General features: G+C 42.0%; 13 protein-coding genes. 7 read left to right on the plus strand and 6 right to left on the minus strand.

What is annotated here, in order from left to right:
- Positions 1-99 precede the first annotated feature (99 nt).
- The 3 genes from H6G97_RS21960 to lpdA form a co-directional block, all read right to left on the minus strand.
- Positions 100-351: a DUF5340 domain-containing protein gene (locus H6G97_RS21960; protein WP_104907996.1), complete on the minus strand. Its 252-nt coding sequence runs from the start codon at positions 349-351 to the stop codon at positions 100-102.
- A 244-nt stretch (positions 352-595) separates the two neighbouring features.
- Positions 596-1,486: an indole-3-glycerol phosphate synthase TrpC gene (trpC, locus tag H6G97_RS21965; protein ID WP_190942794.1), complete on the minus strand. Its 891-nt coding sequence runs from the start codon at positions 1,484-1,486 to the stop codon at positions 596-598.
- A gap of 97 nt (positions 1,487-1,583) precedes the next feature.
- Positions 1,584-3,011: a dihydrolipoyl dehydrogenase gene (gene lpdA / locus H6G97_RS21970; protein WP_190942795.1), complete on the minus strand. Its 1,428-nt coding sequence runs from the start codon at positions 3,009-3,011 to the stop codon at positions 1,584-1,586.
- 332 nt (positions 3,012-3,343) lie between these two features.
- Here lpdA and H6G97_RS21975 point away from each other — a divergent pair, with 332 nt between their 5' ends.
- From H6G97_RS21975 to H6G97_RS21995, 5 genes are all read left to right on the plus strand, one after another.
- On the plus strand, positions 3,344-5,119 hold the full coding sequence (locus H6G97_RS21975; protein WP_190942796.1) for an SWIM zinc finger family protein: 1,776 nt from the start codon (positions 3,344-3,346) through the stop codon (positions 5,117-5,119).
- A gap of 427 nt (positions 5,120-5,546) precedes the next feature.
- Positions 5,547-7,334 carry a ShlB/FhaC/HecB family hemolysin secretion/activation protein gene (locus H6G97_RS21980; protein WP_190942797.1) on the plus strand — a complete coding sequence of 596 codons (1,788 nt, stop codon included), beginning with the start codon at positions 5,547-5,549 and terminating at the stop codon, positions 7,332-7,334.
- Positions 7,335-7,563: 229 nt separating this feature from the next.
- Complete coding sequence (locus H6G97_RS21985; protein WP_190942798.1) at positions 7,564-7,722, plus strand: hypothetical protein; 159 nt, start codon at positions 7,564-7,566, stop codon at positions 7,720-7,722.
- A 96-nt stretch (positions 7,723-7,818) separates the two neighbouring features.
- Entirely contained in the window at positions 7,819-10,455 is a 2,637-nt protein-coding gene (locus H6G97_RS21990) for an EAL domain-containing protein (protein ID WP_190942799.1), read from the plus strand.
- Between the two features lie 168 nt (positions 10,456-10,623).
- A complete protein-coding gene (locus H6G97_RS21995) occupies positions 10,624-11,544 on the plus strand; it encodes a histone deacetylase family protein (protein WP_190942800.1) in 921 nt (306 codons plus the stop codon).
- Between the two features lie 113 nt (positions 11,545-11,657).
- Here H6G97_RS21995 and H6G97_RS22000 read toward each other — a convergent pair whose 3' ends face one another.
- Positions 11,658-12,047, minus strand: a complete 390-nt coding sequence (locus H6G97_RS22000) for a hypothetical protein (RefSeq protein WP_190942801.1) — start codon at positions 12,045-12,047, stop codon at positions 11,658-11,660.
- 648 nt (positions 12,048-12,695) lie between these two features.
- Here H6G97_RS22000 and H6G97_RS22005 point away from each other — a divergent pair.
- Positions 12,696-13,481 carry a superoxide dismutase gene (locus H6G97_RS22005; RefSeq protein WP_190942802.1) on the plus strand — a complete coding sequence of 262 codons (786 nt, stop codon included), beginning with the start codon at positions 12,696-12,698 and terminating at the stop codon, positions 13,479-13,481.
- Between the two features lie 233 nt (positions 13,482-13,714).
- On the opposite strand, the gene H6G97_RS22010 is transcribed toward H6G97_RS22005, so the two are convergent.
- Both H6G97_RS22010 and H6G97_RS22015 read right to left on the minus strand, forming a co-directional pair.
- Positions 13,715-15,043, minus strand: coding sequence for a hypothetical protein (locus H6G97_RS22010; RefSeq protein ID WP_190942803.1), 1,329 nt, complete (start codon positions 15,041-15,043; stop codon positions 13,715-13,717).
- 443 nt (positions 15,044-15,486) lie between these two features.
- Positions 15,487-16,128, minus strand: coding sequence for a hypothetical protein (locus tag H6G97_RS22015; protein ID WP_190942804.1), 642 nt, complete (start codon positions 16,126-16,128; stop codon positions 15,487-15,489).
- A 977-nt stretch (positions 16,129-17,105) separates the two neighbouring features.
- Here H6G97_RS22015 and H6G97_RS22020 point away from each other — a divergent pair.
- Entirely contained in the window at positions 17,106-17,534 is a 429-nt protein-coding gene (locus H6G97_RS22020; RefSeq protein ID WP_190942805.1) for a hypothetical protein, read from the plus strand.
- Positions 17,535-17,585: the final 51 nt, after the last annotated feature.

The raw sequence follows: 17,585 nt of genomic DNA on the forward strand, positions 1-17,585 counted from the left end.
AAGTGCTGGGCGCTTAAATACAGCTAGGCACTTTCTGATGATGGTAAGCTAACTTAACAAAGATGCTAAATCTGAGGTTGAGATATTAAGTTATCAGCTTCAATCGGGGGCAACAACTTTGCTACCATTATGATGGTTGATTGACCAGCGGTGATCAATAGTCACAGAAGAAAACTCGCAAATTTCTTCTAGTCGCTTTTGCTGTACAGCAGCTTTACGGAGAGTAATAATTAGCTGATTCACCTGATGCCGTAAATCTGGATTATCATTTACTGCTAACATGGTTTGCCTCTCTAAAAGTTGAAGTATAAGTTCGTAGTGGATAGGTGAAGGTAGAGGAATTTGCTCCATGAAGTTAAGTTTTGATTTCATATTTGGGATTTTGTATTAGTCAAAGTTTTTCTCTTGTTAATGAATTGTTACATAAGAAATAACTAGTTGCTTATGGCTTTTATTTGATTAGCAATGAAGATTTGGCAAAGATATTGATGATATTTGACGGCAAAGTGCTGCGTATCTACGCATAGTGTGCCCGATTACCCAACTTATTGTGTGCAGTTGCCCTGCGCGAAGGGGCGCAGGGGAGGTGTTTCTTTCAGGAATCCTTCGGTAATAGATGGGCGATCGCAGCGCCGGGATCTGGTTGTTTTACCAAAGATTCTCCAATGAGTACAGCAGAAGCACCTGCTGTCAGCACCAAGCTCAAATCATCAGGGTTATGTAGTCCTGACTCGCTGACAACAAGGATGTTTTTCTCCTGCAATTGGCTACCCCTTGCAGCTAAAAGTTGGCAAGTAGTTTGCAGGTTAACCGAGAAATCTTCCAAATTGCGATTATTGATTCCGACTAAGCAGACCCCATCTAAGGCTAACACACGGTCAAGTTCTGCCAAGCTATGGACTTCAATCAAGACCGCCATTTTCAGGTTGTTAGCAATTTTGAGGAAGTATTGCAAATCTTGATCGCTCAAGATAGCTGCAATCAACAAAATAGCATCTGCACCCCGAACACGCGCCAAGTACATTTGGTAAGGGTAGATGATAAATTCTTTGCATAGTAGGGGCAAATCTACGGCAACCCGAACTTTGGCTAAGTTGTCAAAACTACCTTGAAAGAACTTGACATCTGTTAGCACAGAAAGACAGGTAGCACCACCTTGCTGATAAGATAGGGCGATCGCTACTGGGTCAAAATCTTCTCGGAAAACGCCTTTGCTTGGTGAAGCTTTTTTAACTTCGGCAATCAACGCTGGCTTTGTCTTGCCTTGGCGCAAGGCGGCGACAAAATCACGGGTTGGCGGTGCGGAAAGTGCTTGATGTTGCAATTCCCGTAAAGGCATCTTTTCCCGCATCTGCTCAACTTCTACTTCTTTCTGCCAGACAATTTCCTCCAAAATGTTGTTTGGTGCTGAATCAGGTATGGCAGACTGGTAACGCAATATCGATACATCAATAGCTGGGTTAGGTGAACGACGGCGGATTTGCATAATTTGTCATTGGGCATTTGTCATTGGTCATTTGTCATTTGTCATTGGTCATTTGCCCTTGTTTATTAACAAAGGACAAATGACAGAGAACAAATGACTAAATTGCGGCTCGTTTATAAGCTTCATCCAAGACTTCTGAGAGTGTCGGGTGAGCGTGAACTAGATGTGCGAGGCTGTGGACAGATTGACGGTTTGCGATCGCAGCTGACGCTTCATGAATTAAGTCTGAGGCGTGCAGTCCAAAAATGTGAGTGCCTAAGACTTCTCCGGTATCCTTGCGATATATTACTTTGGCGATACCGTCAGCTTCATTTTCTGCCAACGCTTTGGAATTTCCTTTGAAGTAACTCCTACTTGTGGCGATTTCAAACCCTTCGGTTTGTCCCAACTCCTTAGCTGCTGTTTCTGTTAAACCCACATAGCTGACTTCCGGGTGAGTAAACGCCGCTGCCGGGATGCTGCGATAGTCTACTATTCTTTCCCTGCCAACTATATTTTCTACCGCGATGATGCCTTGAGCAGAAGCCGCGTGTGCCAACATCATTTTCCCATTAGCGTCCCCAATTGCCCACAGATGTGGTACTACTTCACCAGCTGATAGCACTGCCATGCGATCGTCAACGGGGATAAAATTCCGCCGATCAACTTCCACACCCACAGACTCTAAACCGAGATTTTTGGTCGCCGGGATGCGTCCTGTAGCTACCAAGCAAGCATCTACTTCGATGACATCTACATCTTCTTTGGTTTTGAAATTCGCTAACTCAATCACCACAGGCGAACCTGGGATGACTTTTTTGGCGTATATCCCCACTTTGGTTTCAATATCGCGGGGAGTAATCAACACGCGTTCGGCAAGTTTGGCAATATCGCGGTCAAATCCTGGCATTAACTGATCTAGGGCTTCAATCATGGTGATTTCACAACCCAAAGCTGAGTAAATATCAGAAAATTCCAGGCCGATGTAACCACTGCCAATAATTGCCACCCAATCTGGTAGCGACTCTAACTTGACACCTTGATCGCTGGTAAAGACAGTTTTGCCATCTACTTCAATTCCGGGAGGGACAAAAGGAATTGAACCAGGGGAAAGGATGATGTCTTTGGCTGTGATGGTTTTTTCACCACCATCTCCAGTAACAGAGACTTTTTGCGCCCCAGCGATTTTTCCCCAACCTCCGATGATATCGACTCCTAGACGTTTAAGGCTGTTGGTTAAGTCGCCTTGAATTTTTGAGACGAGATTATCAGCATGATTAGCGATCGCTTGGCGATCAAATTCCACGCTACCAATTTGAATTCCCAGTGACTTGAGGTGGTGGGCATTGCGTAACTCCCGCACACGTCCAGATGCCGCCAGCAGAGCTTTAGAAGGAATACAGCCCCGATTAACACAGGTTCCTCCCATATCAGCAGCTTCAATAATCGCTGTTTTCAGACCGCAACTTACGGCGTGTAAGGCTGCACCATGTCCGCCTACACCAGCGCCGATAATTACTAAATCGTAATCAAATCCTTGACTCACGTTAGTTTCCCCGTGTGCTTCGCCTATTTATTCTCAACTTGACCGACAATCAGCGCAACCCCTTTAAGGTTCCGGTATTGCTAACTGAAATTATGATTCACGCACGAATGGCGGAAAGATGGACATTTTCAGTAATTATAGTCAAATCTATATACTTATTTTTTTTTATACTCAAAAATTTTGGGGATTGGAGGGGGCAGAAAGAAGAGTTTTCCCTTTGCCTGTTTTCAATGCTCAATGTCCCAAAAATTTAAATTTCTTTACAGCGCGTCAGACTAACACCTAAGCTGGATTTAGGATTCATCCAGAGGATTTACACAGGCGATCGCTCGATGTCTATTCCCCAAATTAGTGAATTTACTATCCGCCGTCATGCTAACGCCAAATCTTTCCAGCGGGGCGAGGCATACTATAAGGCTGGTGCTGTCAATGGTGTTACCCAACGCGGTAATGTGCTTCAGGCAGATGTTGCAGGCACTCAAGCTAGACCTTATCATGTCAATCTGAGTTTTGATAGCAGTGGGTTAACCTCAGTCAACTGCACCTGTGCTTACGACTTGGAAGGGTGGTGCAAACACATTGTCGCAACGATGCTTGTCTGTGCCCGTAATCCAGAAAGTATTGAGCAGCGCCCCCCCCTAGAACAACTGCTAAATCGCCTAGACTATATCGAAACTCAAAAGCTGCTGCAAGAGTTGGTAGCAGAATACCCGCCACTAATTGAGGCGATTGACCGTCATGTAAGCTGGCTGACGAATCCTGCTGACAGCCTAACAATCATAAAATCTGTGCGCCGCAGTACTCTTGATCCGGCTCCCTTCCGGCGGCAAGTACGGCAGATTCTCAAGGATACCGTGCGTTACTTTGAGGAGGGGTACGAAGAAGACCCGATTGGCGAAGATTTGCTAAGTGTGGTGCAAACTGCGGTAGATTTTAGCGAACGGGGAGAGGGTGAAAATGCGATCGCTATTTTGGAAGCGATTACCTCTACCTGTGCGGAAAATTGGGATGATGTTGCCGAATACGGCGCTGAAAATGATGAAATTGTCGGGGAATTAAATAATGCTTGGTGTGAAGCAATTCTCACTACCGAACTCACCCCAGAAGAAAAAGTTGATATCCAAATAAATTTAGAAGCTTGGCAAGATGAGTGGAATGTTGATTTTGGCCTAATTATGGAGGCTTTACGCCAAGGTTGGGATTATCCACCATTGTTACAAGTTCTCCAAGGTAATATCACAGAAAGGGGAGCTTGGGAAGAAGATGTGCCAGATTATGCAGATGATTTGGCATTAATTCGCCTGAAAATTCTCGAACGTCAAGAACGTTATCAAGAATACCTTTATTTAGCAGAAGCAGAAGGGCAAACCCAGCAATATCTCACAATGTTAGGGCGTTTGGGCAGAGTGGAAGAAGCAATTGATGCTGCTCAAACTCAGATGAACTCAATGGAAGAAGCCTTTGCCCTAGCAAAAACACTAAGCATTCAAGGGGCATTACAGCAAGCGGTAGATATAGCCCAGAGTGGATTAAATTTACCTGGTAATTGTCAGTACGAATTGGGAATTTGGACAAGTGATTTGGCTGTTGAGTTGGGTAATAGTGAAGCTGCTTTATTAGCAATCAAGGCAGCTTTTCAAGCCAAGCCCTCTTTTGTTGACTACGAAAAAATGGCAGAATTAGCTGGGGAAAACTGGGAAAGTGTAAAAACAGACCTGCTGAGAACTATCCGTACTTCTAGTGGTTGGGGAACAGAATCAACCAAGGTGGATATATTTTTGCATGAGAAGCTAATTGATGATGCAATTGCGATCGCAAGTGAACTCAGTTCTTATCATTCAGAGTTGATTCACCGAGTCATGGATGCTGCTATCCCTCACAATCCTGGTTGGGTAATTGCAAATGCTTGTCGCCGTGCCGAAAAGATTATGGATGCAGGTAAAGCCGAATACTACTACTACGCTGTTGAATGGTTGAAAAAGGCGCGTAATGCTTACTTAGAATCTGGTAAGAAAGCTGACTGGTTAAGTTATCGGGGAAACTTGATGCAAACCCACGCTCGTAAACGTAAATTGATGGGAATGTTTAAGCAAAGGGGTATGGACTAAACCAGATCCCAAAGGATTAGAAGCTGAAGAAACTCGATAATGCGTGATTTGGCATTCACAAGAGAGGGAGGAGGCAAATCGCGTAGCGTGTCGTAAAACAGGGGAGGAGGCAGGAGAAATACTGACCTCGGTTTTCTGCCGCTATTGGAGGTAGCAAGGGTTTAATTCCCCTACCAAAATCTCCCATTTGCTGGATTGGATTTAGTTGGGACTGAAGCCTTATCTAAATTCCACCTGCGGTCTCTTCACAACACTTTCTTTGCCTCAAATACCATCCATGCTTTCAAGTCTGCATAACCCAATCATCTAGCTTTTAAATTGATATTTACCCAAAATATCAACTTTAGCGACAAAAGATGAAGTAAGATTCACATCTGAAGCATTTCTCATATAATCCCATATCTACTGACAAAAATAGTCCAGTGCGATGATTGATAAATATCCTCAGAATCTTATAGTGTCCTGCTTACCACTGAGTATGCTTCTATTACTCAGCAGCATATCTTCTAGTTCAGTGAAAGCTCAGGCTGTTGAAACTACACAATTACCAACCAGTAATTTCATCCTGTCACAACAACAACTCCCACCACCACAGGATGTCCAACCCCCCTTACCTTCGCCACGTCCCTCACCTGAGCTGCCACAGCCACTCCCGCCACCAGAAGAACTATTGCCACCCTCTGCCCCAACTCTTACACCTGAAGAACCCCTGCCTGGCAACTTTCCTCAAACTATTGTTGTTCAACGGTTTGAAGTTGTTGGTAGCACAGTCTTCAGTCCTGAACAGTTAGCCCAAGCCACTGCTGAATTTACCAAACGACCGATCTCGTTAGCTGAGGTGTATCAAGCACGTTCTAAAATCACTGATCTATACGTCAAAAATGGTTATATTACCTCTGGTGCTTATATTCCACCTCAAACAATCCGATCCGGTGTTCTCAAAATTCAGGTGGTCGAAGGTAGACTAGAAGGCATCCAGATAACTGGAACTCGGCGGTTGAATCCAAATTATGTCCGCAGCCGACTAGCAATAGCAACTTCAGCGCCTCTCAATCGCCAGCGTCTACTAGAGGCATTACAACTTTTGCAACTTAATCCTTTAATTCAAAACGTGACTGCGGAACTCTCAGCCGGATCGCAAACTGGCGCGAGTCTCTTAGAAGTTCAAGTCAGCGAGGCAAAAACTTTTAGTAGCGAAATAGTTCTTGATAATGGGCGATCACCTAGTGTTGGTAGTTTCCGACGCGGATTACGATTGAATGAAGCCAACTTACTCGGATTGGGAGATGGTCTGAGTCTAGGCTACATTAACACTGATGGTAGCAACTCTTTTGACGCTCGTTATACATTGCCTCTTAATCCCCGCAACGGAACGCTTACTTTTAACTATGGCACTACGTCTAGTAATGTCATTGAACCTGATTTCAAAGTTTTAGATATCGAATCGGCATCTCGCTACTACGAATTGACATTCCGCCAGCCCATAGTTCAAACTCCTACACAAGAATTCGCCCTTGGGTTGACAGCTTCCCAACGGGAAAGTGAAGCCTCCTTTTTCAACCCGGGACTAGAGCAACGAGAACCTTTCTTGGGTGATGAAGAGGGACGCACCAGGGTATCTGCGCTGCGATTTTTTCAAGAATGGACGAGTCGTAATAGCCGTGAAGTCATCGCCCTACGCTCTCAATTCAGCTTGGGCATAGATGTGTTAAATGCCACGATTAATCAAATTCCTCCCGATAGCCGTTTTTTTGCTTGGCAAGGGCAAGCGCAGTGGGCACGCCTTTTAGCTCCTGAAACATTACTGTTGCTGCGTTTAAATACGCAACTAGCATCTAGAACACTTGTGGCTATAGAGCAAATTGGCTTAGGTGGGCAGGATAGTGTTCGAGGCTACCGTCAAGATTATCTGTTGACAGATAATGCCACTTTTGTTTCTGCGGAAGTTCAAGTACCGATTCTGCGCTTCCCACAGATAGATAGCACTTTACAGGTTATCCCCTTTGTGGATTTTGGTGTTGGCTGGAATAGTTCTGGTACAGTAGATCCCGATCCTAATACTCTAGCTGCTGTTGGTCTGGGGTTGCGTTGGTCACAAGGCGATCGCTTCACCATTCGTCTTGACTGGGGCATTCCCTTAGTATCTGTTAACTCAAGTGACAGAACACTACAAGAAAACGGACTCTATTTTAGTTTACTCTATAATCCTTTTTAAAATTTATAGCTAACGCTAACATCTACACGTACCTTTGGTGGTTCAAGTCTTTTGGCAATAGGTTGAATTTTGAATTCTTAATCTGGGTATCCTAAAAAAGACAAGGTTAGATGATATGGACGAAAGGACAAAGTTTATAAATTATATATGAGTGGAGGAAACAGCTAGAGATTTTATGGCAAAAACTGATTGAACAATTAGCCAGCCATCTCATTCCAGAAGGTCAATCATGAAGAGAAGGGTTGGTATACAACCTTATATAGTGTGGTACAACATTATATCGCGTGGTGTAGGGGCACGGCACTGCCGTGCCCCTACGGGTGTACCTCACATAAGCGAGAAGCGCTATAGCAATTTTGCGATCGCAGACAAAGAGAAATTTGATTAACTAAATTCTCCTAAAAGTGCAGCCGGAAACTCTGAACTTTAAGGAGTAATATTTTTCAGACTAAAACATAAAAATATGAAAAATTGAGGAACAGCCATGCTAGGAAATGAGCGGGAAAAAATACGCCATCTGTTGGTCATTCAAGACCTGGAAGGGCGGCGAACTGTCCCTTTGCGAGAGACTACTTATTCTCTGGGGCGGCATCCCGCAAACACTATTGTTTTGGCTTCCCGCTCAGTATCAATGCAACATGCAATTTTATTGCGAGTAACTGTTCCTGAGACAGACCAATACGGTTTTCAGATAATTGATGGCAACTACAAGGGAAAAGGAAGTACTAATGGCTTATTTGTAAATGGTAATAAATGCTATTCTCATAATCTCAGGCATGGAGATGTTATTGCTTTTGGTAGTAATAAAGCTCAGGCTAAATATTATGCTATTTCTAACATCTCAGAACAAGTATTTTCTGAATCTTTCGATGTTGAAGACTTATCTGGTTTCTTCTCAGAGCAAGCCAGTCCTGCCAATCCTTTTCAAACTTTAGCTATCGATCCCAGCTTTGAAGCCGCTAGTGAATCTGCCTTAGCTCGCCTAGCATCTTTCCCTGAACTCATCCCCAATCCAATTATTGAAATGGATTTTGGGGGAACAGTTACTTATCTCAATCCAGCCGCAGCCCTCAAGTTTCCCAAACTTCGGGAAGTTGGTATACAGCATCCTATATTAACAGGACTTTTGAGTGGAGTTAACAATGTAGAAAAAAGTTCTTTTGTGCGGGAAGTGGAAGTAGGCACAGAAGTTTTTGAACAATCCGTTCTCTACCTTCCTCAAAGTGATTTAATTAGAACTTTTATTATTAGGGATATTACAGAGCAAAAACAAGCCACAGCTGAACTGCGCCAGCGCGATCGCTTGCTACAGGCAGTTGCAGAAGCTGCCAATTACTTGCTAAGAGAAATGAATTTTGAAACTGGTATTGATCTAGCTCTAGCTGTATTAGGTGAAGCTGCACAGGCAGATCGTGCCTATCTTTTTCAGAACCATCTCCACCCTGTTACAGAGGAAATAGCAGTCAGCCTAAGGTTTGAATGGACGCGCTCTTTTATTAAATCTACCCACCACCATTGGCAAAATCTGCCTTATCAAACTTCTGGATTAGCCCGTTGGTACACTGCTCTCTCTAGCGGCAATTCAATTAGCGAACTCACCCAAAAATTTCCCATCGCCGAACAAGAATTTCTGATTCGAGATGGCATTCAATCTCTTCTTTTAGTGCCTCTCCGCTTGGAAAATGAGTTTTGGGGGTATCTTGGCTTGGCGGACTGCACCTTTGAGCGTCATTGGTCAAAGCACGAAGAATCTACCCTTTTGACCATGGCCGCTAGTATCATTAGTACAGAGCAGCGTCAACAAGTAGAAGAAAAGATTCGCTATCAAGCCCTCCATGACGTGCTGACGGGGTTACCCAATCGCCTACTATTCAATGAACTGCTCAGTAAAACTCTGCCCAACGCCACTCGCAATGGCGAAAGTTTAGCTGTGATCTTCCTCGACCTGGATCGCTTTAAGGTCATTAATGATACTCTAGGGCACACTCTGGGAGATCAATTGTTACAAAACGTCGCTCAAAGATTAAAAGATTCACTCCGAGGCGGAGACACCATAGCCCGCTGGGGAGGCGATGAATTCACTATTTTACTCCCGCGAGTCAATGATATTCAAGAGGTAACACAAGTAGCACAGAGAATGTTACAAGCCTTAGAGGATGCTTTTCATCTCCAGGGGCATGAACTTTATGTGACTGCTAGCCTTGGTATTGCCTTGCTTGATCAGAACAGTCCTGATGCTGAAACCCTAATTCAGCATGCAGATGCCGCTTTATACTACGCCAAAGATAAAGGGCGGAATAACTACCAATACTACAGTGTTTCCCTGAGCGCCAAAAATCCTGAACTCCTGACTTTAGAGAAAAGCTTGCGCTATGCCTTAGAACGAGATGAATTTACTGTGTACTATCAGCCTCGTGTGAATATTGCCACAGGAGAAATTACTGGTATGGAGGCTCTGTTGCGTTGGCAGCACCCAGAGATGGGATTAGTTGCACCCAGTGTCTTTATTCCCCTTGCCGAAGAGAGCGGATTAATTATCCCCATTGGCGAATGGGTGCTGCAGACTGCCTGTAGCCAAAATAAAACTTGGCAAGATGCGGGATTGCAACCGATGACGATCGCTGTCAATCTTTCTCTTAAGCAGTTCCGTCAACCTAAATTGGTGGAGACTATAGCCGAAGTTTTAGCACAAACGGGGCTGGAGGCGCACTTTTTAGAATTAGAAATTACCGAAACCACAGCGATTGAGGATTTGGATTTTACCACAACAGTGTTAGAAAATTTACAACAGATGGGTATTCATATCTCCATTGATGACTTTGGCACAGGTCATTCCTCGCTCTCCCGCTTACAGCTTTTGCCATTACACAATCTGAAAATAGATAAGTCTTTTATTCAAGATTTGACGCGCGATGTCAAAGTAGCTCATATTATCAAGGCTATAGTTGGCTTGGGACAAAGCTTGGGATTGAAGTTAACAGCTGAAGGGGTAGAGAATGAGGAAGAATTGGAGTTCTTGAGATCCATAAACTGTGAGGATGTACAGGGCTTTTTATTCTATCGGCCCCTTTCTGCCCAAAAAGCAACAGAAATTCTCGAAAGTAAACAACCAACCCGCTAATACAAAAGATAGATATTTTCAAAAAAGAATGTAGAGACGTAGCAGTGCTACGCCTCTACAAGGATTCTGGATAAAGCATAAATTTCACCAGATGTCAAAGGAAAAACTGTTTGTACCAGTGAAGATACAATAACATTCAGTATCCCTGCTGCTAACCTTTTTCGTTCTATGCTACCAGTCATCTATTCCGACGAATTTTTAGATCACAAGACTGGAAAATACCATCCTGAAAAACCAGAACGCTTGATAGCGATCGCAACTGCTCTAAAAGCAGCTACATTCGCAGATAAAATCACCTGGCGATCGCCTACACCAGCATCAGAACAGCCATCACTGATGTCTATGTTGGTTAAAGCTCATAGCCCAGCTTACATCAAAAAACTTTGGCAAATTGCTTCTAGTGGCGGTGGCCCTTTGGATGGAGATACGCCAGTTTCCCCTCGGAGTTATGATGTGGCATTATTGGCAGTCAGTGCATGGTTGGATGGAGTTGAAGCTGTGTTAAAGTCGGCTAATCCGGCCTTTGTGCTAGCGCGTCCCCCAGGACACCACGCAGAAAGTGATGCGGGGATGGGCTTTTGCCTCTTTTCTAATGCTGCGATCGCAGCATTATTTGCCCTCGAACAACCCGGAGTTAACCGTGTGGCCATCCTAGATTGGGATGTGCATCATGGTAATGGTACTCAGGCGATCGTTGAAACTGAAGCACGCATCGCCTACTGTTCCCTACATCAATACCCATGCTATCCGGGTACTGGAAGAGCAACAGAACGCGGTTTTCATAAAAATGTATTAAATTTACCTGTACCCCCTGGTAGTGATATTGCAGTATATCAGCCCCTATTTGAAACAAGTGTCGTACCGTTTTTAGCTAGCTTTCAGGCAGATTTATTGATTGTAAGTGCTGGTTATGATGGCAATGCCGCAGATCCTTTGGCAAGTATCAATTTGCAGCCAGAAGACTATGCTTTATTTACTGATTATTGTCTAGGAGTAACTCGTAAAATTATCTTTGGTTTAGAAGGTGGTTACGACTTTGAGACTCTTTCTCAATCAGTTCTAGCGACGATTGAACGTTGTTTAGTTTAAGCTTTTTATGTATACCATTTCACGAAATACCTGATACAGATACATAGGCAAGGGCGTACATAAATTCCGATGGATAAATTTTTTACTGAACATCACCTTGATCGTTATCATTTTTAGTCAAGAGGATTTTTAGAAGAGAAATTTTTCTTGTTGGGTGAGTACTCAGAGCAATTTTTCGCTTCTTCAGTAAGAACGACAGAAGGGTTTACTGCACATTTAAGATAATAATTACTGGAATAAAAGCGACAATTTTTACAGGGTACTTTGTGTAAGTGGCTGATGGAAAAAATTATTTTCTCATCTAACAATGCCCGGATTTTTCGCAATATCAGAAAAAAAAATATCCAACCAACCATAAAGCCAACAGGATATAAAAATATCGCTAGATCAGGGATAGCTAATTCATGTGTTTGTGTTTGCTCATTTTTAGCTTCACTTTGGGTTACTTGATCCCAATTATTATTGGCTGCTACAGTTTTTTGCAAGATTTGATTATAATGCATATCTCAGTAGATTGAATTTTAATAGTTACAAGCTTTTAATTATAGGTTTAGCAAAATAAAACTTCGGTTATATCTATCAAGAGTTTTGCTTGTTATTTATAGTTATGTACCCAAGGGAATAAATTAAATAATAGACTTATAAATAATTATTTTTATGGTAAAATGCACGTAAATCTATAACTCAAATTTTTTTGGGCATTAAAGCTATGTCAATATTGAGTTAAATTTATTCCTAAAACTAGTAGTCTGTCAAGCCCTTTTTGATGGTTTTTAGTAAGCAGTTTAGTGCTTAGAAAATCTCTAAGAGTTGCGGCTTGCCGCAGGTTACCGCAGAGGTGCAGAGAAAACACAGAGAAGAGAAAAATACTTAACCCAAGCGTATTGAAGCTTATTTTTCTTTGTTTTGAATGCAATTATTTTTGCATTGCTAAATCATTTAATAGAGGGTTTTTGCTAAAGATACAGATTTTTGAGTGTGTGAAGTAGCCTCATATATTGGCAGTTATTAATTCTATAATATTGAGTGTTTTTGCTCGAATTAGTTGAAAACTAAGGTAAGATATATATTTGGCTGGCATGATTGGGCTGCAAAACAACAGTTTATGATCAGCTTACAAGCCAATAATATTGATTTTGAGGCTACAATTTATGATAAAATTTTGCCGAAGAAAAATAGTTTTTTTCTTCACAACAATTGTGTTGACAATTGTGCTAATTTCTCATGAACCAGTACTAGTAGCTGAGGCACAATCTTCTACACCAACACCAACGGCTGCTAGGTCGTTTCCCCCTGTAGCTTATCCTAATAGGTCACTAAGCGCTTTTCCTGCACAGCTACCACCATTACCTTATGCTTATGGAGCTTTAGGAAAAGCTATTGATGCTGAAACAATGAAATTGCATTATGAAGCACACCATGCTAGCTATGTCAAGAACTTAAATGATGCATTGAAGCAGTATCCAAATTTGCAAAAAAGGAGTGTTGAAGCTTTACTATCGGACTTAAAAAGCGTACCTGAAAATATCCGCACAAAAGTACGTAATAACGCTGGTGGTCATCTCAACCACACGATTTTTTGGCAACTGATGAGTCCCCAAGGTGGTGGACAACCATCAGGAGCGATCGCTCAAGAAATTAACAAGACTTTTGGCAGTTTTGATGCCTTTAAACAACAGTTTAATGCAGCAGGTGCCGCTCGTTTCGGTAGTGGCTGGGTTTGGCTAGTACGTAATCCTCAAAATCAACTCCAGATTGTCACCACAGCAAATCAAGATAACCCAATTATGGACGGTTCATATCCGATTATGGGTAATGATTTATGGGAACACGCCTATTACTTAAAATATCGCAACCGTCGGGCTGAGTATTTGAATAATTGGTGGAATGTAGTGAATTGGCCACAGGTTAACAGGCGATCGCAACAGCCTGGTTAGCAATACTATCAAATCATTCATATAAATCTGTATAAAGCTACCTCTATAGGTAGCTTTGTCTTACGTGCGTCTAAATTGAATGGCACTAAAATAAGTCCAAAGTCTTGTGTTGCCTCGTAAAGAGCCTCCTCTTTCTTGACAAGAGGCAGCAGCCCATTTGAAATACATTCCCAGTCTGAAGACTGGGGACGAGGTTACACAAGCCTTTCGGCTTTTATTAGTGCTATTCGGGTCTAAATTCCCTTATGTAATATAGGACTTAGTCCCACTCTACGTATTTTTAAAGACCGCTGTTTGGAACGGACTATACATATTAGAACAATTAGCAATAAAAGCGCTTTGATCATTGATGGCTCCACTACCTTCTTGACTTCCGTAGGGGTTTTAGGAGTAACATTACACGGAATCTCAATGATCTGTGTGTGATCAGAACCATTACCGTTGGGAGTCAGATCGCATTCACCTTTGCTGTTGAGAGACAAAGGCGTAGGCGTATCTCTTGAAGAAACAGATGGTTGATCTGAAGAACTATCGCCGCTCAATAGTAAGAGCAGAATTAAACCAATACTCCCAACTACCATCATTGGCCAGAGTGGAGATGAATCAGGACTGCCTTGTAGCAAAACATCTCCTACAGAGCCAGGGAAAGTATCAAAAGCAATTGTTTCTCCATCCAACGGTACTGGATTGTCACTCAGCAAAATATCTCCAGGGATATCTTCTCCCACCAGATGATTGAATTCTTGTGGAATCGCGTTGTTAGGCCGTCCGAGTTCCCCACCATCTTCGGAGTATGGAAAAGATAGTAGTTCAAAAATCCTCTGTTGAAGTTGGTTCCGATCTCCAGAACTCAATGCATTCAAGCCTGTAGAGATTTTATCTAAATAAAAGTTCGTCATCTCTGGCGACAGACCTAGAGACTCAATTTGCTCCTTAATATTGGAAATTTTTGAGGCTTCTTCAAACAACAATCGTCCGTATGAGAATTTCAAGTTTAGTAATCCATTACGGAGACTGACCGAGTTATTGACTCCTGAGTACGGTGCCCAGTAAAACTGCTTGGTTACAAGCCCCAAACCTTCTACTGGATTGCGACCAAAATTTTGTCCAAGAAGGTATTGAGAGCTATCCATAATTGCATGGGATTGGTTTCTCCAAAAAGAGGCGTAAGGCACCGCAGAGAGGTTGGGGTTGTTACCATAAAACCCAGCGAAATTCTGGAAGTTTCTTTCCCCACCTGCTGCTTTTATCAGGAGATTTTGATAGTTAGTCCCACCGTTTAACTCTACTAATCGTTGGATTACCGTTCCAGTTTTATTGCAACTCAGACCAAACCCCACATTACAGCCAGGAATGACTCGCATCTGGCTTAAATTCTGGTTATTGATTTGGTACTGGAGATACTCATACTCCAGTCCTTGCTGGATACCGTAGTGCCCAATATTGAGTTGTGCAAAAGCAGACTGATATGTAGTGATTACTACTGTAATAGACGAGAATGCGATCGCCGCCAAGCGAACCGCCTTCAGTGCTGCAATTCTTTGAACAATTGATTTAGACAAGATGCACCTCCACTAAACGACAGCAATTTAATTGGGCATTGGGGATTATTCTCCCTCTGCTTTGAATAGCACTAAGATAAGTCCAAAGTCTTGTGTTACCTCGTTTCCAGCCTCCAGGCTAGGAAACCATTCTCGGAGGCTCCGCCTCCTCTTTCTTAACGAGAGGCAGCAGCCGATTTGGAGTACATACCCAGTTTTCAGACTAGTAGTTCGCTTTCGTGACTTGGCGGGGTAAAGGGTAAAGGGGAAGGTGGGGCCCCCTCTGGGGATAAGGGGCGGGGGGAAAGGTTTTGAATCCCTTACCCCTTCCCCTTTCCCCAGCCCTCACAAGCACATTTTTGGGTTGGCAGACTACTAGGAACGAGGTTACATAAGTCTTTCGGTTTTTCTTAGTGCCATTCCCCTCTGCTCCCTTGTTTCTCCTGCCTTCCCTACCCCACAATTCAACTCTTAGGTAAATAAATGTTGATCGTGATTCCAGTACCTTTAAGATTTCCTGATGAGAGTGTGTGATATAAGACCATAGCCCGGTTTGGTTGGTCAAACAGAAACCCACGACGTGTAGGTTTGACCTTCCCTTCTTTAACTAAGGAAACGAAGGCTTCTAAATATCTACGTATACCTTGATGGTTCTCTTGACTAGTATTGATATGATGCTCAACCAGCATCATGAAGAAGTCCAAGCTACGACTTTCTTGCCCTTGAATCAGACTGCCCTCATCTAAGAAAGAACTTGCTATAAGCCTGTTATCAACTTGTTTAACCTTAAACAGAGTAAAGTAACGCCCTTCTTTTTTCGGATCGTTCGCATAACAGACCCAAGAACCCTCTTGATTCTGTGTAAAACCCTGTTCAGCAAGGTAAGAAAGCAAAGAGTTACTTGCTTTGGTTTGTGGCGGAGGTAATAAATCCTCAATGGGATCTAAAGAGCAAATCCTCTGTGTTATTTTTCGTTGAGGAACAGCAGGAGTCTCCTGGGTATTGACGCGCAAGGGCTTGTCATCAGAAATTGCCGTGCTAGACATCGCAGCTAACACAGACACTTGGAGAAAGATCACTCCAAGTAAACGAACAATGATATTCATGTTTTTCCTATTGCTCTTGCTTACATTGTCAATAATCGAGTTGTTACTAAATCAGGATTGATCTAGCAGTCCTAAACCAGTTGTTAAATCTAAGTGCTTGCCTCATTTGGTTGAGGGTAACTTAAGTTTTCAGCAATCAAATAGGACTTTATATATATAGCTAACTAAGCACGAAGAGAATCAATATCTAAATAAAACACACAATATTAATGTCTTATTGACAAGACGAATTGGGCTTTTTGATATTTTTAAATATACAAAAAACTATTGACATTGTGTCAAAACTTTTCTATTTGCTCTTGTCTATTTTTTTTGCTATTTTTAAGAAAGCTTTACGCCTTCATAGCTGGTTATGATAATTCCTAAAAAAGGTTTTTTTAGCTCTTTAGTACCTTATATAAACAGATTTTCAAAAGCTCTGTACTTTGCACATTAATGCTTTTGGTGATTTCCTGGGCGGATAAAATAACTTTTTGTTTTTTTGAGGTAGCACACCTAACTAACTGTTTCAGCATGGTTACAATTTGATGTATAAAATAATATCTCCTGACAGTAAAATAATATTACCATGAGCTTGAGGCATGCAACAGTATTGTGGACAGTTATCAAAGTTGTACACGCTGAAGTGTAACTACCTATTCATAAAATTTCATCCCCAATAGCTGAGAGCCAAGGTCGATCTATTTAGACATCACAAACTAATACTATTGTTCTTAAATTAATAGATTTTTGTCTTAAATCTAACTTACTAAAGAGCTAAAACACGTATAACAATATACTCTGATCGTTAACCTAAGTTACTAGTTATGCTGCCGAGCTAGAGCTATATATTGTCACGACAAAAGAGTATGTCCTTCAATTTGCTCTGTAGATAGAGAAATATCCTGAGTAAAGCTGATATTTTTACAAGTTAGAGTGGTAACAATTTCTGAATAAACTTAAAAGATTAACTTGATATTTTTACAAGCTTTGGCAGTATGAACGTGGAATTTTTTAACAGGATTCCTTTGATGCCTTTAGTACTACTCTGGCTGGCTTATACCCTCTTGGGATGGTATCTTGCAGCTAATCATATTATTTGGTTAGTGGGAGCTTTTGTAGCTGCTATGGTTGTAGCTGTAGTGCGAAAAAGTATTTTTTGGTTAGAGCGTTTAGTTGAATTTGGCTCTAGAACTTTAGTTGTTATCTTATTTTTAAGTATATCCATTGCGTTAATAGCAACTTGGTCAATATTATTAAGGCTCTTTCTCATACCCTTAGCTACTACGCTTTTAGCTGATTTGGAAATGCGTTTTTATGGCTTCAATAAGCTAGATTCATTTTGGATTTTAACAGTCGTAGCTGTATTGGGTTTGGTACTAGGTGAAGTAATAGATATTCTACTTTTTCCTAGCATCAGATATTAAAGAAGGCAGCAATCTTTGAATTGAATGCCCAAAGTTAATCTAAAGTTTTGC

The sequence above is a fragment of the Nostoc flagelliforme FACHB-838 genome (assembly GCF_014698065.1).
Taxonomy (GTDB): Bacteria; Cyanobacteriota; Cyanobacteriia; order Cyanobacteriales; family Nostocaceae; genus Nostoc; species Nostoc flagelliforme_B.

Excerpts from the sequence above, each read along its gene's own strand:
- H6G97_RS21960 (WP_104907996.1), bottom strand. The coding sequence starts at position 351 with ATGGAGCAAATTCCTCTACCTTCACCTATCCACTACGAACTTATACTT.
- trpC (WP_190942794.1), bottom strand. The coding sequence starts at position 1,486 with ATGCAAATCCGCCGTCGTTCACCTAACCCAGCTATTGATGTATCGATA.
- H6G97_RS21975 (WP_190942796.1), top strand. The coding sequence starts at position 3,344 with ATGTCTATTCCCCAAATTAGTGAATTTACTATCCGCCGTCATGCTAAC.
- H6G97_RS21980 (WP_190942797.1), top strand. The coding sequence starts at position 5,547 with ATGATTGATAAATATCCTCAGAATCTTATAGTGTCCTGCTTACCACTG.
- H6G97_RS21985 (WP_190942798.1), top strand. The coding sequence starts at position 7,564 with ATGAAGAGAAGGGTTGGTATACAACCTTATATAGTGTGGTACAACATT.
- H6G97_RS21990 (WP_190942799.1), top strand. The coding sequence starts at position 7,819 with ATGCTAGGAAATGAGCGGGAAAAAATACGCCATCTGTTGGTCATTCAA.
- H6G97_RS21995 (WP_190942800.1), top strand. The coding sequence starts at position 10,624 with ATGCTACCAGTCATCTATTCCGACGAATTTTTAGATCACAAGACTGGA.
- H6G97_RS22000 (WP_190942801.1), bottom strand. The coding sequence starts at position 12,047 with ATGCATTATAATCAAATCTTGCAAAAAACTGTAGCAGCCAATAATAAT.
- H6G97_RS22005 (WP_190942802.1), top strand. The coding sequence starts at position 12,696 with ATGATAAAATTTTGCCGAAGAAAAATAGTTTTTTTCTTCACAACAATT.
- H6G97_RS22015 (WP_190942804.1), bottom strand. The coding sequence starts at position 16,128 with ATGAATATCATTGTTCGTTTACTTGGAGTGATCTTTCTCCAAGTGTCT.
- H6G97_RS22020 (WP_190942805.1), top strand. The coding sequence starts at position 17,106 with ATGAACGTGGAATTTTTTAACAGGATTCCTTTGATGCCTTTAGTACTA.